This window comes from Bradyrhizobium sp. SZCCHNS1022 (assembly GCF_032484835.1).
Taxonomy (GTDB): domain Bacteria; phylum Pseudomonadota; class Alphaproteobacteria; order Rhizobiales; family Xanthobacteraceae; genus Bradyrhizobium.
Window position 1 is genome coordinate 2,679,062 of the sequence record NZ_JAUETT010000001.1, and the last position, 19,798, is coordinate 2,698,859.

The following is a 19,798-nucleotide window of genomic DNA, read 5'->3' on the forward strand; positions in this document are numbered from 1 at the left end:
ATGGCCCGCATTGACCTCGTCGACCTCGCCCATGCCTACAACGGCAACGTTGCCGACACCGAAAGCTACGCGCTGAAACCGGTGACGATGACTTGGCGCCAGGGTGGCGCCTATGCGCTGCTCGGCCCCAGCGGCTGCGGCAAGACCACGCTGCTCAACCTGATATCTGGCATTCTGACGCCCTCGCGCGGCAAGATCCTGTTTGACGGGACCGACATCACGCAGCGATCGACCCGTGAGCGCAACATCGCGCAGGTGTTCCAGTTCCCGGTGATCTACGACACCATGACGGTCGGCCAGAATCTCGCATTTCCGCTGAAGAACCGCGGCGTGCCGAGAGCCGAGATCGACAAGCGCGTTGCCGAGATCGCTCATCTCTTGGATCTGACGCAGGATCTCGACCGCAAGGCGACGCGGCTCACGGCGGATGCCAAGCAGAAGATCTCGCTCGGGCGGGGCCTCGTCCGCTCCGACGTCGCCGCCGTGCTGTTTGACGAGCCGCTCACGGTGATCGACCCCGAGCTGAAGTGGCAGCTGCGCTCCAAGCTGAAGGCGCTGCATCGGGAACTCGATCTCACCATGATCTACGTCACCCATGACCAGACCGAGGCGCTGACCTTCGCCGACACGGTCGTGGTGATGCATGACGGCCGCGTCGTGCAGAGCGGCACGCCGGCCGAACTGTTCGAAAAGCCCGCGCACACCTTCGTCGGCTACTTCATCGGCTCGCCCGGCATGAACATCTTGGCGGCTGAGGTCAAAGGGCACGAGGCGCGCATCGACGGTCACACCCTGACGCTGTCGCGCAGCTATGACGCGCTGGCTGCGGCCGGGAAGATCGAGGTCGGCGTGCGTCCCGAATTCGTCGAGGTGGCCGAGCCCGGGCCCGGGCTTCTCGCCGCCAACCTCGAGCGGATCGACGATCTCGGACGTATCCGCTTCGCCCGCGTGCGGGTCGGTGACGTGAAGTTCGCCGCGCGCGTGCCGGCCGGCTTCTCGCCGTCGGGTTCGTCCGTCGGGCTGAAGTTCGATCCGTCGCATGTGCACGTCTACGCCGACAGCCGTCTGGTCGAGGGAGTCGCCTGATGGAGAAGACCATCAACAACAAGGCCTGGCTCCTGGTGTTGCCGGTGTTCCTGCTGGTGGCGTTCTCCGCCATCATCCCGCTGATGACGGTGGTGAATTATTCGCTGCAGGATACCTTCGGCAACAACCAGTTCTTCTGGAACGGCGTCGGCTGGTTCAAGGAGTTGCTCGATCCCTCGACCGATCTCGGCGGCCGCTTCCTCGCCTCGCTCTGGCGCAACCTCATCTTCTCTGCCGTGGTGCTCGCGATCGAGGTGCCGCTCGGCATCGTGGTGGCGCTCTCGATGCCGCGCGCCGGCTGGACCGTCGCTTTCTGCCTGGTGATGCTCGCGCTGCCGCTGCTGATTCCGTGGAACGTGGTCGGCACCATCTGGCAGATCTTCGGCCGCTCGGATATCGGCCTGCTCGGCTACGTGCTGAACCGGATCGGCATCGACTACAACTACGTCTCAAACGACTTCGACGCCTGGGCAACCGTTATCGTCATGGACGTCTGGCATTGGACCAGCCTGGTGGCGCTGCTCTGCTACGCCGGCCTGAAGTCGATTCCGGATGCTTATTACCAGGCGGCGCAGATCGACGGCGCCTCGCGCTGGGCGGTGTTCACCGCGATCCAGCTGCCGAAGATGCATCGGGTGCTCCTGATCGCGGTGCTGCTCCGCTTCATGGACAGCTTCATGATCTACACTGAGCCGTTCGTGGTGACCGGTGGCGGACCCGGCAATTCCACCACCTTCATCTCGATCGAACTCGTCAAGATCGCGCTTGGCCAGTTCGACCTCGGCAAGGCGGCGGCACTGTCGCTGGTCTACAACCTGATCATCCTGATCGTCTGCTGGGTGTTCTACACGATCATGACCAATGCCGGCGCCGATCGCCGACCGGCGAAGAAGGGAGGCGCGTGATGCATTCGATTCCGGGCCGCCGCATCATCATGTCGGTCTTCCTGGTCTTTCTGCTGTTGCCGATCTACTGGCTCGTCAACATGAGCTTCAAGACCAATGCCGAGATCGTCTCGACCATGACGCTGTGGCCGCATCAGCCGACGATCGCGAATTACAAGCTCATCTTCACCGACGAGAGCTGGTATTCCGGCTACATCAATTCCTTGAAATACGTCATCCTCAACACGGTGATCTCGATCGCCGTGGCGCTGCCGGCGGCTTACGCCTTCTCGCGCTACCGCTTCCTTGGCGACAAGCATCTGTTCTTCTGGCTGTTGTCCAACCGGATGGCGCCGGCCGCGGTCTATGCGCTGCCGTTCTTCAACCTGTATTCCGCGATCGGCCTGTTCGATACGCCGTGGGCGGTGGCGCTGGCGCACTGCATCTTCAATGTCCCGCTCGCGGTCTGGATCCTCGAAGGCTTCGTGTCCTCGGTGCCGCGAGAGATCGACGAGACCGCCTTCCTCGACGGCTATTCGTTTCCGCGCTTCTTCGTGAAGATCCTGGTGCCGCTGATCGCAAGCGGCATCGGGGTGGCCGCCTTCTTCTGCTTCATGTTCTCCTGGGTCGAACTCCTGCTGGCGCGCACGCTGACCTCGGTCAACGCCAAGCCGATCTCGGCGGTGATGACGCGCACGGTCTCCGCCGCCGGCATGGATTGGGGCCTGCTCGCCGCCGCCGGCGTGCTCACCATCATCCCCGGCGCGCTCGTGATCTGGTTCGTCCGCAACTACATCGCGCGCGGTTTCGCGCTAGGTCGGGTGTGACCATGAACTGGCAAGCCCGCCGAAATGAATTCGGTGCGCTCCCTCCCCGGGGAGGGGAGTGGACCATCCTCGGTGAGAGAGCGTCCAGTTCCTCTCCGTCAATTGTTGCCTGGAGGCATTGAGCCATGGACAGCATCGCCTGGATGGCCTGGACGCTGCCGACCGCGATCTTTTTCGTGGTCCTCGCCTGCATGCTCGGCGTTATGACCTGGCTCGCTGCCGCCTATCCCGAGGCCGAGCGTGTCGGGGTCTTAAGGATCCCGACCACGCGCGGTGACCGCCTGTTCATTTCGCTGATCCTGGCCGCCGTCATCCACCTCGCGTGGATCGGCCTGGTCGGCACCGATACGATTGCGACCTTGCCGATCGGCGAGGATGGCATCGAGGTTTCGGGCCTGTGGCTCGCAACCGTCATTTCACTTGCGTCAGCCTTTGCGATCTTCCGCACGGTCTGAGGCAGGCGAAAAAGAGCAGATCCGGGGGCAACCCGGGCCTGGAGAAGTCTGTCGCTGCAACGGAGGAACACCATGCGATATCTGCCGGAAGGAAAGGGGCCTGCGACGAGGGTTAAGGCTCTCAAGGTCAAGGCCTTGATGATGAGCAGCGCGCTCGCGCTGTTGGCGGCATCCGCCGTAGTTACTGGACCAGCCTATGCGGACGAAGCGGCCGCAAAGAAATGGATCGATTCCGAATTCCAGCCGTCCACGCTCTCCAAGGACGACCAGATGAAGGAAATGGAGTGGTTCATCAAGGCCGCTCAACCCTACAAGGGCATGGAGATCAATATCGTCTCCGAGACCCTGACCACGCACGAATATGAATCCAAGACGCTGGCCAAGGCGTTCGAGGAGATCACGGGCATCAAGGTCAAGCACGACATCATCCAGGAGGGTGACGTCGTCGAGAAGATCCAGACCCAGATGCAGTCCGGCAAGAACCTCTATGACGGCTGGATCAACGATTCCGACTTCATCGGCACGCATTTCCGTTACGGCCAGGCGGTCGACCTGACGGACTGGATGGCGAAGGAAGCGAAGGACGTCACCGATCCCTATCTCGACGTCAACGACTTCATCGGCAAGTCGTTCACCACTGCTCCGAACGGCCATCTCTATCAGCTGCCGGACCAGCAGTTCGCGAACCTCTATTGGTTCCGCTACGACTGGTTCACCAACCCGGAGTACAAGGCCAAGTTCAAGGCCAAGTACGGCTATGATCTCGGCGTGCCCGTGAACTGGTCGGCCTATGAGGACATCGCCGACTTCTTCACCAACGACATCAAGGAGATCAACGGCGTCAAGGTCTATGGCCACATGGACTATGGCAAGAAGGACCCCTCGCTCGGCTGGCGCTTCACCGACGCCTGGCTGTCGATGGCCGGCAACGGCGACAAGGGCCTTCCGAACGGCCTGCCGGTCGACGAATGGGGCATCCGCATGGAAGGCTGCCGTCCGGTCGGCTCCTCGGTCGAGCGCGGTGGTGACGTCAACGGACCGGCTGCGGTCTATTCGATCGTCAAATATCTCGACTGGCTGAAGAAGTACGCTCCGCCGCAGGCGCAGGGTATGACCTTCTCGGAGTCGGGTCCGGTGCCGGCGCAGGGCAACATCGCCCAGCAGATCTTCTGGTACACCGCCTTCACCGCCGACATGGTGAAGCCGGGTCTGGCCGTCATGAACGCCGACGGCACGCCGAAATGGCGCATGGCCCCGTCGCCGCATGGCGCGTATTGGAAGGACGGCATGAAGCTCGGCTATCAGGACGTCGGCTCGCTGACGCTGCTGAAGTCGACCCCGGTCGACCGCCGAAAGGCAGCCTGGCTCTATCAGCAGTTCATCGTGTCGAAGACGGTGAGCTTGAAGAAGAGCCATGTCGGCCTCACCTTCATCCGTGAATCCGACATCTGGGACAAGTCGTTCACGGAGCGTGCGCCGAAGCTCGGCGGCCTGATCGAGTTCTACCGCTCGCCGGCGCGCGTGCAGTGGACCCCGACCGGCAACAACGTGCCTGACTATCCGAAGCTCGCGCAGCTCTGGTGGCAGAACATCGGTGATGCGGCCTCCGGAGCCAAGACGCCGCAACAGGCGATGGACTCGCTCGCTGCGGCTCAGGACTCCGTGCTCGAACGCCTGGAGAAATCCAAGGTGCAGGGCGACTGCGGTCCGAAGCTGAACAAGAAGGAGAGCGCCGAGTACTGGTTCAACAAGTCGGCGAAGGACGGCAACATCGCGCCGCAGCGCAAGCTCGCCAACGAGAAGCCGAAGGGCGAAACGATCGATTACGACACCCTGATCAAGTCGTGGCCGGCGACTCCCCCGAAGCGCGCCGAGGCGAAGTGACGGCCGCAGGCCGTCAGGTCGTCCACACTCACGGTCGTCGCCCGGCTTGACCGGGCGATCCAGTACGCCGCGGCGGCCGCGAGAGCCGCTACCGTCTCGGAGTACTGGATGCCCCGCCTGCGCTGGGCATGACGGAGGAGAAAGAATACGAAAGGCCGGGAGCGATCCCGGCCTTTTGCATTGCTCTGTCCTTCGTCATTGCGAGGAGCGGAAGCGACGAAGCAATCCAGATCTTTGGCTGCGCAAGACTGGATTGCTTCGCTTCGCTCGCAATGACGGTTACTATTCGGGCGTGCTCGCCGCATCGCCTTAGAGCATGATCCGGAAAAGTGGAAACCGGTTTTCCGAAAAGATCATGCTCAATCAAACAGATGAGATCATGATGCGGCTCCTTCTAACCGCATGATGATCTAAGGAGCTTGCCATGCGCATGATTTTCCGCTGCGATCCTGCGCTGGAGCCGTATCTGCCGCGACCTGTGCCGGCGCGCACGATGCTGCCGGACTGGCTGCGGCGGATGCCGGCGTCGGCGCATTCCGATCTGCATGGTCGCGACATCCGCACCGTCAAGCAGTGCCCGCCCTTCGTCGATGCGATGGCCCACGGCGTGATGATCCTGCTGCCCTGCGACGTCAATGTCGAACGCGGTACATTCTCCTGGGACTGGGAGATTCCGGAGCCTGCGACCGAAGGGCATCCCCGCGCGCCGCTCAGCTTTCACGTCGCCGCGCAATTTGCCGGCGCTCCGTTTGCGCAAGGCGAACGCTCGGCGATCAAGTTCAACAGCTTCTGGACCATCGAATGTCCCGACGGCTGGTCGCTGTTTGCAACTCATCCCGTCAACCGCGACGATCTGCCGTTCCGCACCGTGACCGGGCTCGTCGATGCCGACCGCTTCCATGATGGCGGCATCAATTTTCCGGCGCTGTGGACGGCGCTCGATTTTTGCGGCGTGCTTGCGAAAGGAACGCCGGTCGCACAATGTTTTCCGGTGCCGCGGGAAACCATCGAACTTGCGTTCGAGCCGTTCGACCCGGCACATGGCGCAGCGTATTCCAAGACCGTCGCGGAGGTGCTGGCTGCGCCGAACGTCTACCGCAAGCGGTTTCGCGCTCGCCGGGGCCGGCTAGTCTAACCAGCTAAAGCGAGCCGCAAGGCGGCCTCGTCGAGCCAGAGCCGGCCGTGCGACGCCGAGGTCAGGGCCATGGCGATCGATCCGAACATTTCAGGCCTGAGATGATAGGCCTGTCGATAGGCCTGCATCGCGGTATCGCGGTCGCCGCTTTCCTGCAGCACGATGCCGAGATTGAGTGCGGCCTCGGCGAAATCGGGTTTGAGCGCGAGCGCCTTCCTGTAGGCTGCGGCCGCGCCGAGGTGGTCGCGCTGGTCCTGGCGAACCAGGCCGAGATCGAACCAAGTCGAGGCGGGAGCGTCATCGGATGCGGCACGCTCGAGATGCGATCTTGCGGATGCAAGATCGCCATCCTCGAAGGCCAGCCGCCCGAGCCGCGCGGCGGCTTCGCCGTGCTGCGGAACCACTTTGAGGATGGCCTGCCAGGCTTCGCGCGCCTGGGCGCGGTAACCCGCTTGGTCGAGGATGCGCGCCTTCTCGACGAAGGCTTCCCGCTGCGGGGCCAGCGCCAGCGCGCGGTCGACATGGTCGAGCGCGGCAGCGAAATCCTTGTCGGCACGCGCGATGCGCGCGGCAAGCAGTTGCGCGGCGGCGTTGTCGGGGCGTTGCGCCAGGCTCGCCGCCAAATGGGGGCGGGCGGGTGCAATGTCGTGCAGCGCATACAGCACCGCGGCCAAGAGATGGCTCAGCCTCGGTTCGCCGGGCGTACGTTTCAGCTCCTGCTCGCAGAGCCGGCGCGCCTCGCCGGCGCGTCCCGCGTTGAAAGCGGCCGCGGCGCGGCGCACGATGTCTTCAGTCGTCGATCCCATGCGGGGACGTTATCGCGTTCCGCGGCGTGCGCCAACGAGAAGCCGAACAGGTACGACCTTCCCGACGCAACGACAGGCGCGGCGATCTTGATGCGCGGCTTCTGGCCGAACTGCTGATCGAGCCGCTCACGTCATGCTGCCGGGGAGGAAGCAGCGGATCTCCACGTGAAGCCACTTGTCGAGCTCCCGATAGTAGATGGGCCAGACCATCGTCCGCCCCGACCGGTTCGGCTCGGTGATGACGGCGTCCTCCGGAACGTCCCACCATTGCCCTTCGATCCGCACGCGATAATGACCCGCCGTCATATCCCAATCGACATCCGACAGCGCCGTTCCGTCTGCGTCGGAACAGCAGGGCCCTTTGCGCGAACGAAGACTTTCGAACCAGCTTTTCAATGGAGAGTTGGCATAGCGGCCGTCGAGATCTCGAGCCGCGGCGAGATGCAGAGAAGGCGCATTTGTGATCAGGGCGACGGTCCCGGCAAACAGCAGCAGGCTCGCGCGATAGCTGTTACGCATTGAAGCAAAGAGCGCCCGTCGTGCGAGGCCTGCAGTCCCATCAGGAAATTTGTGATGTGCGGAGAGATCGGTCGGTGTTGATTTGGAAGGTTTTCTGCGCATCACAAGGGGCCTTGCTGTTTGGGATTGCGAGAAAGTTTCCTCGACGTCTGTGGCGGAAGTTCGTGATTGTTGCACGAAAGCGCGAACTACATCGGATCGCGACGAAAAAGTCGACGGTGATATCCGTCGAAGGATAATCATCATGGAGCGGGCATGGAGATATCCCGAGATGATGTAGTAATGTTCTACTGATTTTGATCGATTAGTTCACTTGCCAGGTGAAGCTGACGCACTCTCTCAGATGGAGCGTCAAGGCTGTCAGCTCGCACGAAGCGCTCGGAATGCTGGCCGACTTTGAACGAGTGCCAGAGTTGGCCGTGTCCCGTCGGCGACGGAATGCGCTTCGATTCCGAAGTTCGCAAACCAGGTAGCCGCCGTTGGACACGGACTTCTGAGTCCAGGCCCTGGTCCCGAAGCAGATCGGGAATTTTTCCCGTTTGAAACGGGAAATCTTTCCAGGCAAGACCGCCTTGAACTGGTCGAGAACAGTGCGCAATCTCGCGCCAGGCGAGGCAACACAAGATGATAGCCAGATCCCATTGGAACTGGGCATCCGCCGCGACGTCGAACGGCTTGGCCGCGCCTGGAGGACAACATGAGTGATGCGCAGCTTCCACCGCGCAGATTGGTTGCATCCCGGTTTGTCGGCGCCTTTACCGCGGCGTTGCTCGGGCTCATGCCCGCGGCCGTCCTGGCTGAGGAGGCGGGGGCGCCGCCAGCGCCGGTTGCGGGCGTAGGCCTGGTCATGCCGCTACCCCAGGGGCTGTCGCCCTGGAGCATGTTCATGCAGGCCGATATCGTCGTGAAGGCGGTGATGATTGGGCTTGCGCTGGCGTCGGTGGCGACGTGGACCGTGCTGGTCGTCAAGCTGATCCAGCTGCGCAGCGTGCGCGGCGAGGCACGGCGCGCGCTGTCGGTCGTCATTGCCGCCCGCTCCTTGATGGACGCGATTCGCCAGCTCGGTGAGCAGAGCAGTGTCACCGGCCGCTTTCTTAGCATGGCGGATGACGAGATCGAGAAGTCGCGCGGCCTGCCCGCCGATGGCATCAAGGAACGCGTCAGCTGGCAGTTCGAGCGGATCGAGGCGGCGGCTGTGCAGCGCATCGGCCGCGGCATCGGCCTCCTTGCTACGGTCGGCGCGGTCGCGCCGTTCGTCGGGCTGTTCGGGACGGTCTGGGGCATCATGAACAGCTTCATCGGCATCTCGCAGGCGCATACGACCAACCTCGCGGTCGTGGCGCCCGGCATCGCCGAAGCGTTGCTCGCCACCGCCTTCGGTCTTGCCGCAGCGATCCCGGCGGTCGTGATCTACAACGTGTTCGCGCGCGCCACCGGCACGTATCGGGCGGTGCTGGCCGATTCCTCGGTTGCCATTATGCGCCTGTTGAGCCGCGATCTCGATCGCCAGGCAATGCCGCTCGATGTGAGGCGGGGCTTGCGTGCGGCGGATGCGCCTACTCTGTCGATCGCCGATAGCGCGGAGTGAGCCATGGCGATCCGGCTTGCCAAGCGCGACGACGAGTTTGCGGAGACGCACGAGATCAACGTGACGCCGTTCATCGACGTCATGCTGGTGCTGCTCATCATCTTCATGGTCGCGGCGCCCCTTGCGACGGTCGACATTCCGGTCAACCTGCCGTCGGCCTCGGCCGAGCCCGCGGCGCGCCCCGACAAGCCGATCTTCGTCACTTTCAGGGCGGATCACTCGCTCGCGGTCGATGATGGCACGGTCGCACGCGACGAGCTTGCCGCCGCGCTCGATGCCGCAACGAATTCCGATCGCAATCAGCGCGTGCTGCTGCGGGCCGACCAGGCGCTGTCCTATGGCGAGGTGATGGATGTGATGAACCTGCTGCGCAATGCGGGCTACACCAAGGTCGCGCTCGTTGCGGTGGAAAATCGGGGCAGCCCGTGAGCGTGCTGACGGTCGATCCGTATCAGCCGGAGCAGGGCCGGGACACGGCATTGTGGACGGTGAGCGCGCTGGTGGTGGCGGCGCTCCATGTCGGGCTGGCCGCGGCCTATCTGCTGCTCAAGCCCGTGCCGGACGGGCGCGCGGAAGCACCTGCCATCGACGTCGCTTTCGTGCCGGCAGCCGCTCCGCCGGCTGTTGCCGCGCCGGACGCCCCACAGGCCGCGCCGACTCCGCCGGTTGAGCAATCGGCGCTCGAGGCGCCACAGGTCGAGCCGCAAGTTGAACCGGTCGTCCCGCCGGATGCCCTCACTGCGCCCGCACCGGCACCAGCCGAACCGCAGGAGAAGGTCGAACTGCCGCCTGAGCCTTCGCCGCCGCTCGCGTTGACCACGCCGGAGCCGCCGCGCACGGAGGACGCCATTGTCGCTCCGCCTCCGCCGCCCAAGCCTGTCGAGGCGAAGCCGGAGCAGCACAAGCCGGTGACGCCACATGAGCGCGCGGAGCGCAAGCCGGAAGACAAGCACGATAAGCCCGAGCACAAGACGGCGCGTGCGAAGCCTGCAGCCGAAGCGAGCAAGCCGACCCGGATGGCCGCCGCGCCCAATCCCGGTGCGCAGAGCGAAGGCGCACGGGCCGGGCAGGCGTCCTGGAACAGCGAAGTGGTGGCGCAAATCCGCCGTTACGCGGCTTATCCGGCCGATGGCGGGGGAGCGAGCGGCACGGTGATGGTCAGCGTCGTCATCGATCGTGGCGGTCGGCTGCGGTCGCACCGGCTGGCCGGCAGCTCCGGCTCACCGGCGTTGGATCGCGCGGCGCTGGCTATTGTCGAACGCGCGCAGCCGTATCCGCCTTTTGCACCCGGCATGACCGAGGCGCAGGTTACGCGCACTGTTCCGCTGCATCTGCGCCCGCGCTGAGTGGCGTCACCACTTAGCGATCACGGGCTCATACGTCCCGTTACTTCGTGCAATCGGCCAGATCCGTATCGCGCACCACGAACTGCGTGCCTTCCTTGAGGTCGATATTCTTGGCGATGCAGATACGGCCGTTCTTGTCGGCGAGCCTGATGTCGTAACGCCCAGACTTGACGCCGACCAGCGTCATGCGTTCGTTGTGATCGACCTCGCCTTCGTCGTCGTTCTTGCACTGGTCCGGTCCCCAGCTCTTCGAGCCGACCGGCGCGAGCTGCATCTTCACTACGGTCTGCCCGGTGCGGTTGAGGAAACGTGGGCCGTCGTCGGTCCATGCGGCCGAGTTCGCGAGGACAAGCAGAACGCTGATGACGAAAGTCCGGTGCATGGGACGTCTCCTTGTGGTGCGGGATCGGACGAGCTCAGCGCCGTCGCGATGGAGGGGAGGGATGCCTAGAAATCTTTGCCGATGCTGGTCTTGAGCGCGAGGCCGCGCGATGCGTTGGTCAGTCCGTAGCCGATGCCGAAGCTGAGTTCGAAGCCCTTGAACCTGGTGTCGGCGACGGCATAGAGCGTCTGCATCTGCTGATGCCACGGCAGGACGGTGCCGATCGGCCCCAAGTTCGAGAAATGCTCGATCCCGACCGTCCATCTGTCGTTGAGGCGCTTGACGAAGCGAATCGAGGGCTCGAACGCCGAACCGGCGCCATCGATGCCGAACGTCATGTTGGCGTTGAAGATGAGCTGGTAGTCGTTCGGCAGGTTCACGCCGATGATCGGCGTGAACATCTGGGCGACGCGCGGATTGGCTTCCTGCACGAACCGCGGCGCGTTCGGATTGCCGGCGGCCGCCTTGTTCGCAACCCACAGGTCCGGCGTCAATCCGCCCTGCGGCGAGAGGATGGTCCGCGAGACGAGGCCCAGGAATACGGTGCGCTCCAGCCGATCGCCCTGAATGAGAGTCTGGCGGATCGTCACGCCGCCGGATTGGAAGGAATAGCCGGGGATGCCGTTGTCCATGCCGCCCATGGTCATCGGCACGTTGGCGCGCGCGAAGGCGTAAGGCGATGTGAGCGCAATCTCGTACCATTCGGTCGGCGAATAGCCGATTTCGGTTTCGCCTGTCAGTGCGTGCTGAGGTACGCGCTGTCCTCCCGCCTGCGCCGGCGGATTGAAGGTGGTGACGTAGCCGAAGCGCTGCTCGACCTGGAAATGTCCGGGCGAGGCGGGATCGTTGCCCTGGATCTCCTCGGCACTCACGCTGCAAGGCGACGCGAAAAGGGCGACGACGATCAGCCGTCGCAGAAGTTGTATCTGCGGACCAGACGGTTCTTTGCCGATGATCGACCGCATTGCCCTCGCGCTCCCCTCATCGACGGAGCTAATGAGTGCGCAGGGCGAAAAAATGCGTCGGCCTCGGCTGAAAGGTGACCCAATCGAGGAACTACAAACAATCGACGCCGCATTTTACTAAAGATGTGCCGCGATCGGCGTCGATAGGGAGCTTTTGGCAAGGTTGTAGGGGTATTTTGACCGAGGAACATGGCAGGTCCCTGTCACCCGCACGCTGGCCGATATGAGCGAATGTGGCAGCCTGCCAACATATTCCAGCCCAAGACGGATGGCAGACGTCACCTCCGCCACCCGGCAAGTCTTGGTTGATGCGAGGCATTCGATTGTTGGAAGATCCCGTCCGCGCGCGGCGCGGCTGCCGTGAACGGGGCCTGCGAACCGCGGCAGTGGCTATGGCAATGTCGATGATCGTCTCCGGCCATGCCTTTGCTGATAATCTGCAGCGGGTGCGACCAGGCCCGGTCGGTATACATTCGTCCCATCGCAGCACGGTGGCGCGCTCTTGCGCTTCGCATCCTGTCATGCGATGTCGACATGGCGCTGTCGGTGTAGCAAAGCCGACACGGGCTGACGTCCATGACCGTCCCGGCTCCTATTTCCTTCATGGTCCCCGCTTCTGATCTTCGGCCGCAAGTGCAAATCTACCTGATCGTCCCGCCACGGCCGGGCATTCGTCCTTGAAGATCCGGGACATCTGGCATATGCGAAGACTTGTTAGCTCGCGCGGATCGCGTGGCTGAAGGGAAGCGCTCTGCCTCTTCCTTGCGCACGTGGAACGCGAATTTGATCATTTCACCCCCGCGCAGAGCTGATCGCGGTGGGACCAAGAGGGCACATTCGATGAATTGGAAAAAGGCGATCACGGCAGCCGGCTTGTGCGCGGCGGCAATTTTCGGCACGATGACCATTGCAACCGGCGCATCGGCAGCCTCCAGCTTCCTGAAGTCCATCGATCCCGATAATGACGGAACCGTCGATGTCAACGAAGCCAAGGCGGCGGCCTCGCTGCTGTTCGACCGGTTGGACCGCGACCACGATGGCACGCTGGATCGCAAGGAACTGCACGGCCGGGTGTCGGCGAAGGATTTTGCCGCGGCTGATCCGGACAACGACGGCACCCTGACCAAGGACGAGTTCCTCGCCCTGGTCGTGAAGCGCTTCAAGACCGCCGACCCGGACAATGACGGCACGCTCGATGCGAAAGAGCTGAAATCGGTCGCGCGCCTGCTGAAGTGAGGCGTCCGATCAGGGTGATCGGCGCAACCACATGGTTTTGAACATTAAAGTGCGATGCGCTTCGGTCGGAAGCCGTCGCATTTTGCTTGCCGGCAGGAGCACCTGCGGTCGGCGGGGCATCAGCCGAATTTCTGACGCGTGATCTCGACGGCGAGACGGATCAGATCGGAGAGGCCGCGCGCGCCGAGCTTGCGTCGAAGCCGAAAAGTAAGGTTGACGACGGTCTTGTAGCTGATCCCGAGATGATCGGCGATGGCTTGGTAAGGCCTGCCTTCTGCAAGCAGGCGGACGACTTGTTGTTCCCGCGGAGTCAGGGCAGCAAAGCGATCGTTCTCGGTTTCCGCGCGAACCAGCGCGACCCTCCTCGCTAGCTCCAGATCCATATAGCGCTGCCCCGAGCGGACGTGCTCGACGGCTTTGGCCAGTTCTTCCGGCGGCGCGTCCTTGGCAAGGTAGCCGGTCGCGCCGGCCGCGATCGCGGCCCTGACGATGCGCGGATCGAGATGCATGCTGAATACGAGAATGGCCGGTCGGGTGGCATGAGATCGGAGACGCTCGATCAGTGCGAGCCCTCCGAATTCTTCGCCATGCAACCGGAGGTCGATGACGACGACGTTGGGCTGGCGATCGAGAAAGGTCTGGTAGGCGGTTGCAGAGTCGTTGGCGTGAAGGACGGTGGTGACGCCGGCTTGCTCGAGCAGGAGGCGGCAAGCGGCGATGACGATCGGATGATCGTCGACAAGAAGAACTTTGCTCATCGGTGAGAAAGGTGTGGCCAAGACGCATCAGCGGGAAACGATTTATATCGGGTGCCGCGAATGGCGCGATCCTAAGGCGATGCAGCGGCCCTTTAGGCCGGGATCGCAGCCCCTTTCTTGGCGGCGGGAAAAATGTCCCTGGAGGTCGGGGAAAAATCCCTATTGAAGCGGTCGGAACCCGTCTCTAGCAATGTTAATGCATGTAAACACGTAGTTCGACTGATTTGTTCGAAGCTCGGGGCGCCGGGCAGCCGCGGACGGGAATCGTCGAAGATTGAAGTGGGGGACGTCTTGACCAAGCTTGGAGCGCTGAAGCGTGCGCTGCTGTTGACCTGCACGATGCTACCTGGGGCTGCGTTCGCGCAGCAGACCTTGCAGACCATTGAAGTCGTCGGCGTGGCGCCGGTGCCAGGGGGCGGAGAGATCGACAAGGAAAAAGTCCCGTCGAACGTTCAGACGATCGATGCGCACGACCTCGATCATACCAAGACGCCGACGCTGCTGGACGGCATGCTGCAGTCGTTGCCCGGCGTCTCCTTGAGCGATCAGTCCGGCAATCCGTTCCAGCGCAATCTCGACTATCGCGGCTTCACTGCCTCTCCGGTGCCGGGCACGCCGCAGGGCATCGCGGTCTACCAGAACGGCACCCGGATCAACGAAGCCTTCGGCGACGTCGTCAACTGGGATCTGCTCCCCGAGGTCGCGATCGCGCGCATGACCTTGATGCCGAACAACCCGCTGTTCGGCCTGAACGCGACCGGCGGCGCGTTGTCGATCGAGATGAAGAACGGCTTCACCTACCACGGCACCGAGGCGCAGCTGTTCGGCGGCTCCTTCGGTCGCATTTCGGGGAGTGCGCAATCCGGCTATCAGGACGGAAACTTTTCGGCCTATGTCGCCGCCGACAGCACCTACGATCGGGGCTGGCGCGACTATTCGTCATCGTCCCAGATCAGGCGCATGTATGTCGATCTGGGCGCGCGCGGCGACCAGACCGAATTCCACGTCTCCTTCACGGGTGCCGACAACAAGCTCGGCTCGGTGGCGGCGACGCCGATCGAGATGCTGAACCAGCGCTGGTCGAGCGTCTACACCTGGCCGCAGAGCACCCATCTGCAACTGGTCTTCCTGCAGGCCAACGCGAAATGGACGCCGACGGATACGTTCACCGTGCAGGCCAACTCCTATTTCCGCGCCTATCGTTCCGCCCATGTCGACGGTAATGGTACCGATGCGCAGGCTTGCGATGACAACGGCGCGTTCGCCGGCCAGCTCTGTATCGGGGATGGCGCCACGCCGCTCAACCAGAATATGGCGGTTCTCAACACATTGGCCGGCAACACCGCGCTCGGCGAGATCGATCGCAACTGGACGCGCTCGAACAGCTATGGCGGCTCGTTGCAGGCGACGTCGACCAATCAGCTGTTCGAGCATGATAATCACTTCGTCGTCGGCACCAGCGTCGATCATGGCCGGACGCGCTTCCAGGCCAATTCCGAGCTTGGCACGGTCGATCCCAACACTCTTTTCGTGAATGGGACCGGCGTCTACATCGATCAGCCTGCAGCCGACCTGACGCCGGTCAACCTCACCGCCAAGAACACCTATGTCGGTGTTTACGCCACCAACACCTTCGACATCACCTCACAGCTGTCGTTCACCGCCGGCGGCCGCTTCAACTTCGCGCAGATCAATTTGCAGGACGAGACCGGCCTCAATCCGCTGCTCACCAGCCGCAACAACTATTCGCGGTTCAATCCGGTGGTCGGCCTGACTTATCGGGTAACGCCCAATCTCACGGCCTATGCAGGATATTCGGAGGCCAACCGCGCGCCGACGCCGCTCGAGCTCGGCTGCTCCGATCCTGCCACGCCGTGCCAGATCGACAACTTCCTGATTGCCGATCCGCCGCTCAAGCAGGTGGTGTCGCATACGGTCGAGGGCGGGTTGCGCGGTGAGTGGTCGGGCGGCGCCGTTGCCGTCGAGCCGCTGCCGAGCAAGGCGCCGGCCAAGGCCATCGACAATGGCTGGCGGCTGCGCTGGGGCGTGAGCCTGTTCCGCACCCAGAACAGCGACGACATCATCAACATCGCGAGCTTGGCGGTCCCGAATTTCGGTTACTTCGCCAACGCCGGCACCACCTTGCGCCAGGGCGTCGAAGCCAAGGTCGATCTGGCCTGGAATCGCTGGACGGCTTACGCCAACTACACCTTCGTCGACGCGACCTTCCGGAGCAGTTTTATTGCCAACGACCCGAACACGCAGACGACGGTCGACGTGCTGCCGGGCAGCCACATCCCTGCGGTCCCGGCCCATCGCCTCAAGCTCGGTGCGGAATATGCCGTGACCGACGCCTGGAAGATCGGCGGAGATCTCAACTATATTGGCAGCCAATATCTGCTGCGCGACGACTCCAACATCTATCCCAAGGTGCCGGCCTATTGGGTGGTCAACCTGCACACGTCCTATCAGGTGACGAAGAACGTGGAAGTGTTCGGGCTGGTGCAGAACCTGTTCAACAAGCATTATTATTCGGCCGGAACCGTGTTCAGTCCCGCAGGCTTCAACAACTCGACGCCCGGCGGTGCCAACATCCTCAGCTTCAACGATCCGCGCAGCATGCTGCCGGGCGCGCCTCTCGCGGTCTATGCCGGCATCAAGGCGACGTTCTGAGAAAACGGACTGACACGGATCCCAAGGCGCATCTGCGCCGCCACGGCCGCCTCCACCGTGGCAAAAAGGCCGGGAGCGATCCCGGCCTTTTTCTTCGTCATTGCGAGGAGCAGGTCTCTCGCACCTGGATTGCTTCGCTTGCGCTTCGCAATGACGGTGAGAGAGCCTTCCCGATTATTCCGCCGCCTGCGATTGCTTCAGCGTCGGATAATCGATGTAGCCCTTGGCGCCGCCGCCATAGAACGTGGACTTGTCGAACTCGTTGAGCGGCGCACCGGCCTTGAGCCGCTCGACCAGGTCCGGGTTGGAGATGAACAGCTTGCCGAACGCGATCAGGTCGGCCGCATTGGCATCCAGCACCTTGTTGGCGAGCGCGAGGTCATAGCCGTTGTTGGCCATGTAGGCGCCCTTGAAGCGCTTGCGCAAGGATGCGTAGTCGAACGGCGCGATGTCGCGCGGACCGCCGGTCGCGCCCTCGATGACGTGGATATAGACGAGATTCAGCGCGTTGAGTTGATCGACGATGTAGTCGAACAGCGGCTGCGGATTGGAATCGGAGACGTCGTTGGCGGGCGTCACCGGAGAGATGCGGATGCCGGTCTTGTCGGCGCCGATCGCATCTGAGACGACTTTGGAGACTTCGAGCATCAGTCGGGCGCGGTTCTCGATCGAGCCGCCGTAGGCATCGGTGCGCTTGTTGGCGCCGTCCTTCGCGAACTGGTCGAGCAGATAGCCGTTGGCACCATGAATCTCGACGCCGTCGAAGCCGGCCTCGATCGCATTCAGCGCCGCCTGCTTGTAGCTCTCGATGATGCCGGGGATTTCCGACAGTTCGAGCGCACGCGGCGCGGAGACGTCGGTGAAGGCGCCGCCGACAAAGGTCTTGGTCTTCGCCTGTATCGCCGAGGGCGCGACCGGCGCGCCGCCATTCGGCTGCAGCGAGACGTGCGAGATGCGGCCGACATGCCAGAGCTGGATGAAGATGCGGCCGCCGTCGGCGTGCACGCGGTCGGTGACCTTGCGCCAGCCCTCGACCTGCGCCTTGGAATAGATGCCGGGCGTGTCCTGGTAGCCCTGGCCCTGCTGCGAGATCTGGCTGGCTTCGGTGATCAGAAGCCCGGCGGAGGCGCGTTGACCGTAATATTCGGCCGCCAAGGGGCTCGGCACCATGCCTTCGACAGCGCGATTGCGGGTCAATGGCGCCATCACGACGCGGTTGGCCAGCGTGATCGGCCCAAGCTTGAAGGGCTCAAACAGTTTCGACGTGCTCATGTGATCTCCGGATGATGGACTATGAGGGACAATTGTGCGTTGCCGCGTAAGGCACAATTGGGCGAGCCATTCGCGTTACGCAGAGGAGGGCCGCGATCGGTAGCCGCGGGCCTCACCGCATCGGTCAGTTCATGCCCAGGAAATCCCGCTTGCCGATCTCGACGCCGTTGTGGCGCAGGATTCCGTGCGCGATTGCGGCATGGAAATAGAAGTTCGGAAACGAGACGCGGTTGATGAAGTCCTGGCCCTTCAGTGTCGTCGTGACGTTCGGCGCGCTCGGGAAAGTGACGTCCTTGGCCTCGCCGCCCTCGAATTGCGCCGGCTTGAAGGTCTTCAGATAGTCGATGGTCTTCGACAGGCGTTGGTGGAGCTCGGCGAAGCTTGTTTCGGTGTCCGGGGTGCTGGGCACTTCGCTATGGGAGAGCCGCGCGCATCCTTTGGCAGCGAAATCGCAGGCGAGCTGGATCTGGCGCGTGAACGGCAGCATGTCCGGGTAAAGTCGCGCGTTCAGCAGCACCTCGGGCTGGATTTTTTTGGCCTCGCAATGGGCTTCTGCCTTGGCAAGCAGGCCGGTGAGGCTGGTGAGGATCTGCAGATAGGCGGGAACGGTCGAATCGTAGAAAGACATGTGATGCTCTCGTTAAGAGGAGACGTCGCAAGACGCCGCCCTCGGAGATGGGGTTGCCTCCAAGAGAATGCAACTGCATCTTTTTCTATTTTGCGGATCCCGCGCGATCCGCTGCATGGCCCGTGGGGTGGGCTGAGTGGCTTGTCCGCGGATCACTCATCGCATCCTCGGTTGGGCTGCGAGGCCGGGAGTTGTCACACCGATCACGCAGGACACATGTCTGCTTGTCGAACTGCGAACGCGGCGATATCGTCGGGTGCGACTTGTGAGAAAAATCAAAAAGGTCTCGGCCAGAAGAAGTGGCCGTGCAGGGAAGGGAAACGCATGATGTCCGGCATCAGGATCGTGGCTGTTTGCGCCGTTGCTAGCGCAATGGTCACCGGCTCGGCGCTCGCTGACACGAGCGGAAAGAAGATTGCATTTTCAAACAACTATGCGGGCAATTCCTGGCGCCAGGCGATGCTCAAGAGCTATGACATCGTCACCAAGAAGGCGGTCGCCGACAAGATCGTCGCCGCCGCCGATGTCTTCACCACCGCCGACAAGGAGGTGCCCACCCAGGCGGCGCAGATCCAAAATCTCATCCTGCAGGGATATGACGCGATCGTCATCGATGCGGCTTCGCCGGATGCGCTGAACGGCGCCGTCAAGCAGGCCTGCGATGCCGGCATCATCGTCGTGTCGTTCGACGGCATCGTCACCGAGCCCTGCGCCTACCGGGTCGTCGTGGATTTCAAGGCGATGGGGAAGCAGGAAGTCGAGGAGATGGCCAAGTTCCAGCCCAAGGGCGGCAATCTGCTCGAGATTCGCGGCCTTGCCGGGACCTCGATCGACGACGCCATCCACACCGGCATCCTTGAAGGGATCAAGGCGCATCCGGAGTTCAAGATCGTGAGTTCGGTGACCGGCGACTGGGATCAGACCACGGCCCAGAAGGCCGTTGCCACCGTTCTGCCTTCGCTGCCGGACATCGTCGGCGTGGTCGATCAGGGCGGCGACGGCTATGGCGCGGCGCAGGCCTTCGCAGCCGCCGGCAAGCCGCGCCCCACCATCATCATGGGCAACCGGCAGGACGAGTTGCAGTGGTGGAAGGAGCAGAAGGCCAAGGACGGCTATAAGTCCTGGTCCGCCTCGATCGCGCCCGGTGTATCGACGCTGGCATTCTGGGTCGCGCAGCAGGTGCTGGACGGCAACAAGACCATCCCCCACGATCTGCTGGTGCCTTATCTTGCGTTCACGCAGGACAATTTCGAGGCCGAATTGCCCAACATCCCGAAGGGGGGCGTCGCCAGCCACGAATACACGCAAGCGGAATCGATCGCGGCCATCAAAGCCAACATGAAGTAACGGCTGA

At 62.9% G+C, this 19,798-nt stretch carries 19 protein-coding genes; 12 read left to right on the plus strand and 7 right to left on the minus strand.

What is annotated here, in order from left to right:
- The 6 genes from QX071_RS12130 to QX071_RS12155 all read left to right on the plus strand — a co-directional run bounded on the left by QX071_RS12130 (position 1) and on the right by QX071_RS12155 (position 6,271).
- Positions 1-1,086, plus strand: a complete 1,086-nt coding sequence (locus QX071_RS12130; RefSeq protein ID WP_315706810.1) for an ABC transporter ATP-binding protein — start codon at positions 1-3, stop codon at positions 1,084-1,086.
- Entirely contained in the window at positions 1,086-1,991 is a 906-nt protein-coding gene (locus tag QX071_RS12135) for a sugar ABC transporter permease (protein WP_315706809.1), read from the plus strand. The genes QX071_RS12130 and QX071_RS12135 overlap by 1 nt, the downstream gene beginning before the upstream one ends.
- Complete coding sequence (locus QX071_RS12140; protein ID WP_315706808.1) at positions 1,991-2,797, plus strand: carbohydrate ABC transporter permease; 807 nt, start codon at positions 1,991-1,993, stop codon at positions 2,795-2,797. The genes QX071_RS12135 and QX071_RS12140 overlap by 1 nt, the downstream gene beginning before the upstream one ends.
- Positions 2,798-2,922: 125 nt before the next feature.
- Complete coding sequence (locus tag QX071_RS12145; protein WP_315706807.1) at positions 2,923-3,252, plus strand: DUF2160 domain-containing protein; 330 nt, start codon at positions 2,923-2,925, stop codon at positions 3,250-3,252.
- A 141-nt stretch (positions 3,253-3,393) separates the two neighbouring features.
- Positions 3,394-5,136, plus strand: coding sequence for an ABC transporter substrate-binding protein (locus QX071_RS12150; RefSeq protein WP_315706847.1), 1,743 nt, complete (start codon positions 3,394-3,396; stop codon positions 5,134-5,136).
- A gap of 424 nt (positions 5,137-5,560) precedes the next feature.
- Positions 5,561-6,271, plus strand: a complete 711-nt coding sequence (locus QX071_RS12155; RefSeq protein ID WP_315706806.1) for a hypothetical protein — start codon at positions 5,561-5,563, stop codon at positions 6,269-6,271.
- On the opposite strand, the gene QX071_RS12160 is transcribed toward QX071_RS12155, so the two are convergent.
- The gene (locus QX071_RS12160) at positions 6,268-7,077 is read right to left on the minus strand and encodes a tetratricopeptide repeat protein (RefSeq protein ID WP_315706805.1); all 810 of its coding nucleotides are present in this window, start codon (positions 7,075-7,077) and stop codon (positions 6,268-6,270) included. The genes QX071_RS12155 and QX071_RS12160 overlap by 4 nt on opposite strands.
- Positions 7,078-7,203: 126 nt before the next feature.
- Positions 7,204-7,596, minus strand: coding sequence for a hypothetical protein (locus QX071_RS12165; RefSeq protein ID WP_315706846.1), 393 nt, complete (start codon positions 7,594-7,596; stop codon positions 7,204-7,206).
- Positions 7,597-8,443: 847 nt separating this feature from the next.
- On the opposite strand from QX071_RS12165, the gene exbB reads away from it, so the two are divergent.
- The 3 genes from exbB to QX071_RS12180 are packed head-to-tail and all read left to right on the plus strand — an operon-like array spanning position 8,444 to position 10,530.
- On the plus strand, positions 8,444-9,184 hold the full coding sequence (exbB, locus tag QX071_RS12170) for a tonB-system energizer ExbB (protein WP_315706845.1): 741 nt from the start codon (positions 8,444-8,446) through the stop codon (positions 9,182-9,184).
- A 3-nt stretch (positions 9,185-9,187) separates the two neighbouring features.
- The gene (exbD, locus tag QX071_RS12175; RefSeq protein WP_315706804.1) at positions 9,188-9,613 is read left to right on the plus strand and encodes a TonB system transport protein ExbD; all 426 of its coding nucleotides are present in this window, start codon (positions 9,188-9,190) and stop codon (positions 9,611-9,613) included.
- A complete protein-coding gene (locus QX071_RS12180) occupies positions 9,610-10,530 on the plus strand; it encodes a TonB family protein (protein WP_315706803.1) in 921 nt (306 codons plus the stop codon). Before exbD ends, QX071_RS12180 begins: the two co-directional genes overlap by 4 nt.
- A gap of 40 nt (positions 10,531-10,570) precedes the next feature.
- Here the strand turns inward: QX071_RS12180 and QX071_RS12185 are convergent, their stop codons facing one another.
- Both QX071_RS12185 and QX071_RS12190 read right to left on the minus strand, forming a co-directional pair.
- Positions 10,571-10,912 (minus strand): hypothetical protein, encoded by a 342-nt coding sequence (locus QX071_RS12185; protein ID WP_315706802.1) that lies wholly within the window; start codon positions 10,910-10,912, stop codon positions 10,571-10,573.
- 65 nt (positions 10,913-10,977) lie between these two features.
- Entirely contained in the window at positions 10,978-11,877 is a 900-nt protein-coding gene (locus QX071_RS12190) for a hypothetical protein (RefSeq protein WP_315706801.1), read from the minus strand.
- Between the two features lie 840 nt (positions 11,878-12,717).
- On the opposite strand from QX071_RS12190, the gene QX071_RS12195 reads away from it, so the two are divergent.
- Entirely contained in the window at positions 12,718-13,113 is a 396-nt protein-coding gene (locus QX071_RS12195; protein ID WP_315706800.1) for an EF-hand domain-containing protein, read from the plus strand.
- A 119-nt stretch (positions 13,114-13,232) separates the two neighbouring features.
- On the opposite strand, the gene QX071_RS12200 is transcribed toward QX071_RS12195, so the two are convergent.
- Entirely contained in the window at positions 13,233-13,871 is a 639-nt protein-coding gene (locus QX071_RS12200; RefSeq protein ID WP_315706799.1) for a response regulator transcription factor, read from the minus strand.
- Between the two features lie 291 nt (positions 13,872-14,162).
- On the opposite strand from QX071_RS12200, the gene QX071_RS12205 reads away from it, so the two are divergent.
- Complete coding sequence (locus QX071_RS12205; protein ID WP_315706798.1) at positions 14,163-16,544, plus strand: TonB-dependent receptor; 2,382 nt, start codon at positions 14,163-14,165, stop codon at positions 16,542-16,544.
- 174 nt (positions 16,545-16,718) lie between these two features.
- On the opposite strand, the gene QX071_RS12210 is transcribed toward QX071_RS12205, so the two are convergent.
- Positions 16,719-17,816, minus strand: coding sequence for an alkene reductase (locus tag QX071_RS12210; RefSeq protein WP_315706797.1), 1,098 nt, complete (start codon positions 17,814-17,816; stop codon positions 16,719-16,721).
- A gap of 124 nt (positions 17,817-17,940) precedes the next feature.
- On the minus strand, positions 17,941-18,444 hold the full coding sequence (locus QX071_RS12215) for a DUF1993 domain-containing protein (RefSeq protein WP_315706796.1): 504 nt from the start codon (positions 18,442-18,444) through the stop codon (positions 17,941-17,943).
- Between the two features lie 324 nt (positions 18,445-18,768).
- On the opposite strand from QX071_RS12215, the gene QX071_RS12220 reads away from it, so the two are divergent.
- A complete protein-coding gene (locus QX071_RS12220) occupies positions 18,769-19,791 on the plus strand; it encodes an ABC transporter substrate-binding protein (protein ID WP_315706795.1) in 1,023 nt (340 codons plus the stop codon).
- Positions 19,792-19,798: the final 7 nt, after the last annotated feature.

What these genes read in the sequence shown, in the direction of transcription:
- QX071_RS12130 (WP_315706810.1), top strand. Translation starts at nt 1, where the DNA reads ATGGCCCGCATTGACCTCGTCGACCTCGCCCATGCCTACAACGGCAAC.
- QX071_RS12135 (WP_315706809.1), top strand. Translation starts at nt 1,086, where the DNA reads ATGGAGAAGACCATCAACAACAAGGCCTGGCTCCTGGTGTTGCCGGTG.
- QX071_RS12140 (WP_315706808.1), top strand. Translation starts at nt 1,991, where the DNA reads ATGCATTCGATTCCGGGCCGCCGCATCATCATGTCGGTCTTCCTGGTC.
- QX071_RS12145 (WP_315706807.1), top strand. Translation starts at nt 2,923, where the DNA reads ATGGACAGCATCGCCTGGATGGCCTGGACGCTGCCGACCGCGATCTTT.
- QX071_RS12150 (WP_315706847.1), top strand. Translation starts at nt 3,394, where the DNA reads ATGAGCAGCGCGCTCGCGCTGTTGGCGGCATCCGCCGTAGTTACTGGA.
- QX071_RS12155 (WP_315706806.1), top strand. Translation starts at nt 5,561, where the DNA reads ATGCGCATGATTTTCCGCTGCGATCCTGCGCTGGAGCCGTATCTGCCG.
- QX071_RS12160 (WP_315706805.1), bottom strand. Translation starts at nt 7,077, where the DNA reads ATGGGATCGACGACTGAAGACATCGTGCGCCGCGCCGCGGCCGCTTTC.
- QX071_RS12165 (WP_315706846.1), bottom strand. Translation starts at nt 7,596, where the DNA reads ATGCGTAACAGCTATCGCGCGAGCCTGCTGCTGTTTGCCGGGACCGTC.
- exbB (WP_315706845.1), top strand. Translation starts at nt 8,444, where the DNA reads ATGCCGCTACCCCAGGGGCTGTCGCCCTGGAGCATGTTCATGCAGGCC.
- exbD (WP_315706804.1), top strand. Translation starts at nt 9,188, where the DNA reads ATGGCGATCCGGCTTGCCAAGCGCGACGACGAGTTTGCGGAGACGCAC.
- QX071_RS12185 (WP_315706802.1), bottom strand. Translation starts at nt 10,912, where the DNA reads ATGCACCGGACTTTCGTCATCAGCGTTCTGCTTGTCCTCGCGAACTCG.
- QX071_RS12190 (WP_315706801.1), bottom strand. Translation starts at nt 11,877, where the DNA reads ATGCGGTCGATCATCGGCAAAGAACCGTCTGGTCCGCAGATACAACTT.
- QX071_RS12195 (WP_315706800.1), top strand. Translation starts at nt 12,718, where the DNA reads ATGAATTGGAAAAAGGCGATCACGGCAGCCGGCTTGTGCGCGGCGGCA.
- QX071_RS12200 (WP_315706799.1), bottom strand. Translation starts at nt 13,871, where the DNA reads ATGAGCAAAGTTCTTCTTGTCGACGATCATCCGATCGTCATCGCCGCT.
- QX071_RS12210 (WP_315706797.1), bottom strand. Translation starts at nt 17,816, where the DNA reads ATGAGCACGTCGAAACTGTTTGAGCCCTTCAAGCTTGGGCCGATCACG.
- QX071_RS12215 (WP_315706796.1), bottom strand. Translation starts at nt 18,444, where the DNA reads ATGTCTTTCTACGATTCGACCGTTCCCGCCTATCTGCAGATCCTCACC.
- QX071_RS12220 (WP_315706795.1), top strand. Translation starts at nt 18,769, where the DNA reads ATGATGTCCGGCATCAGGATCGTGGCTGTTTGCGCCGTTGCTAGCGCA.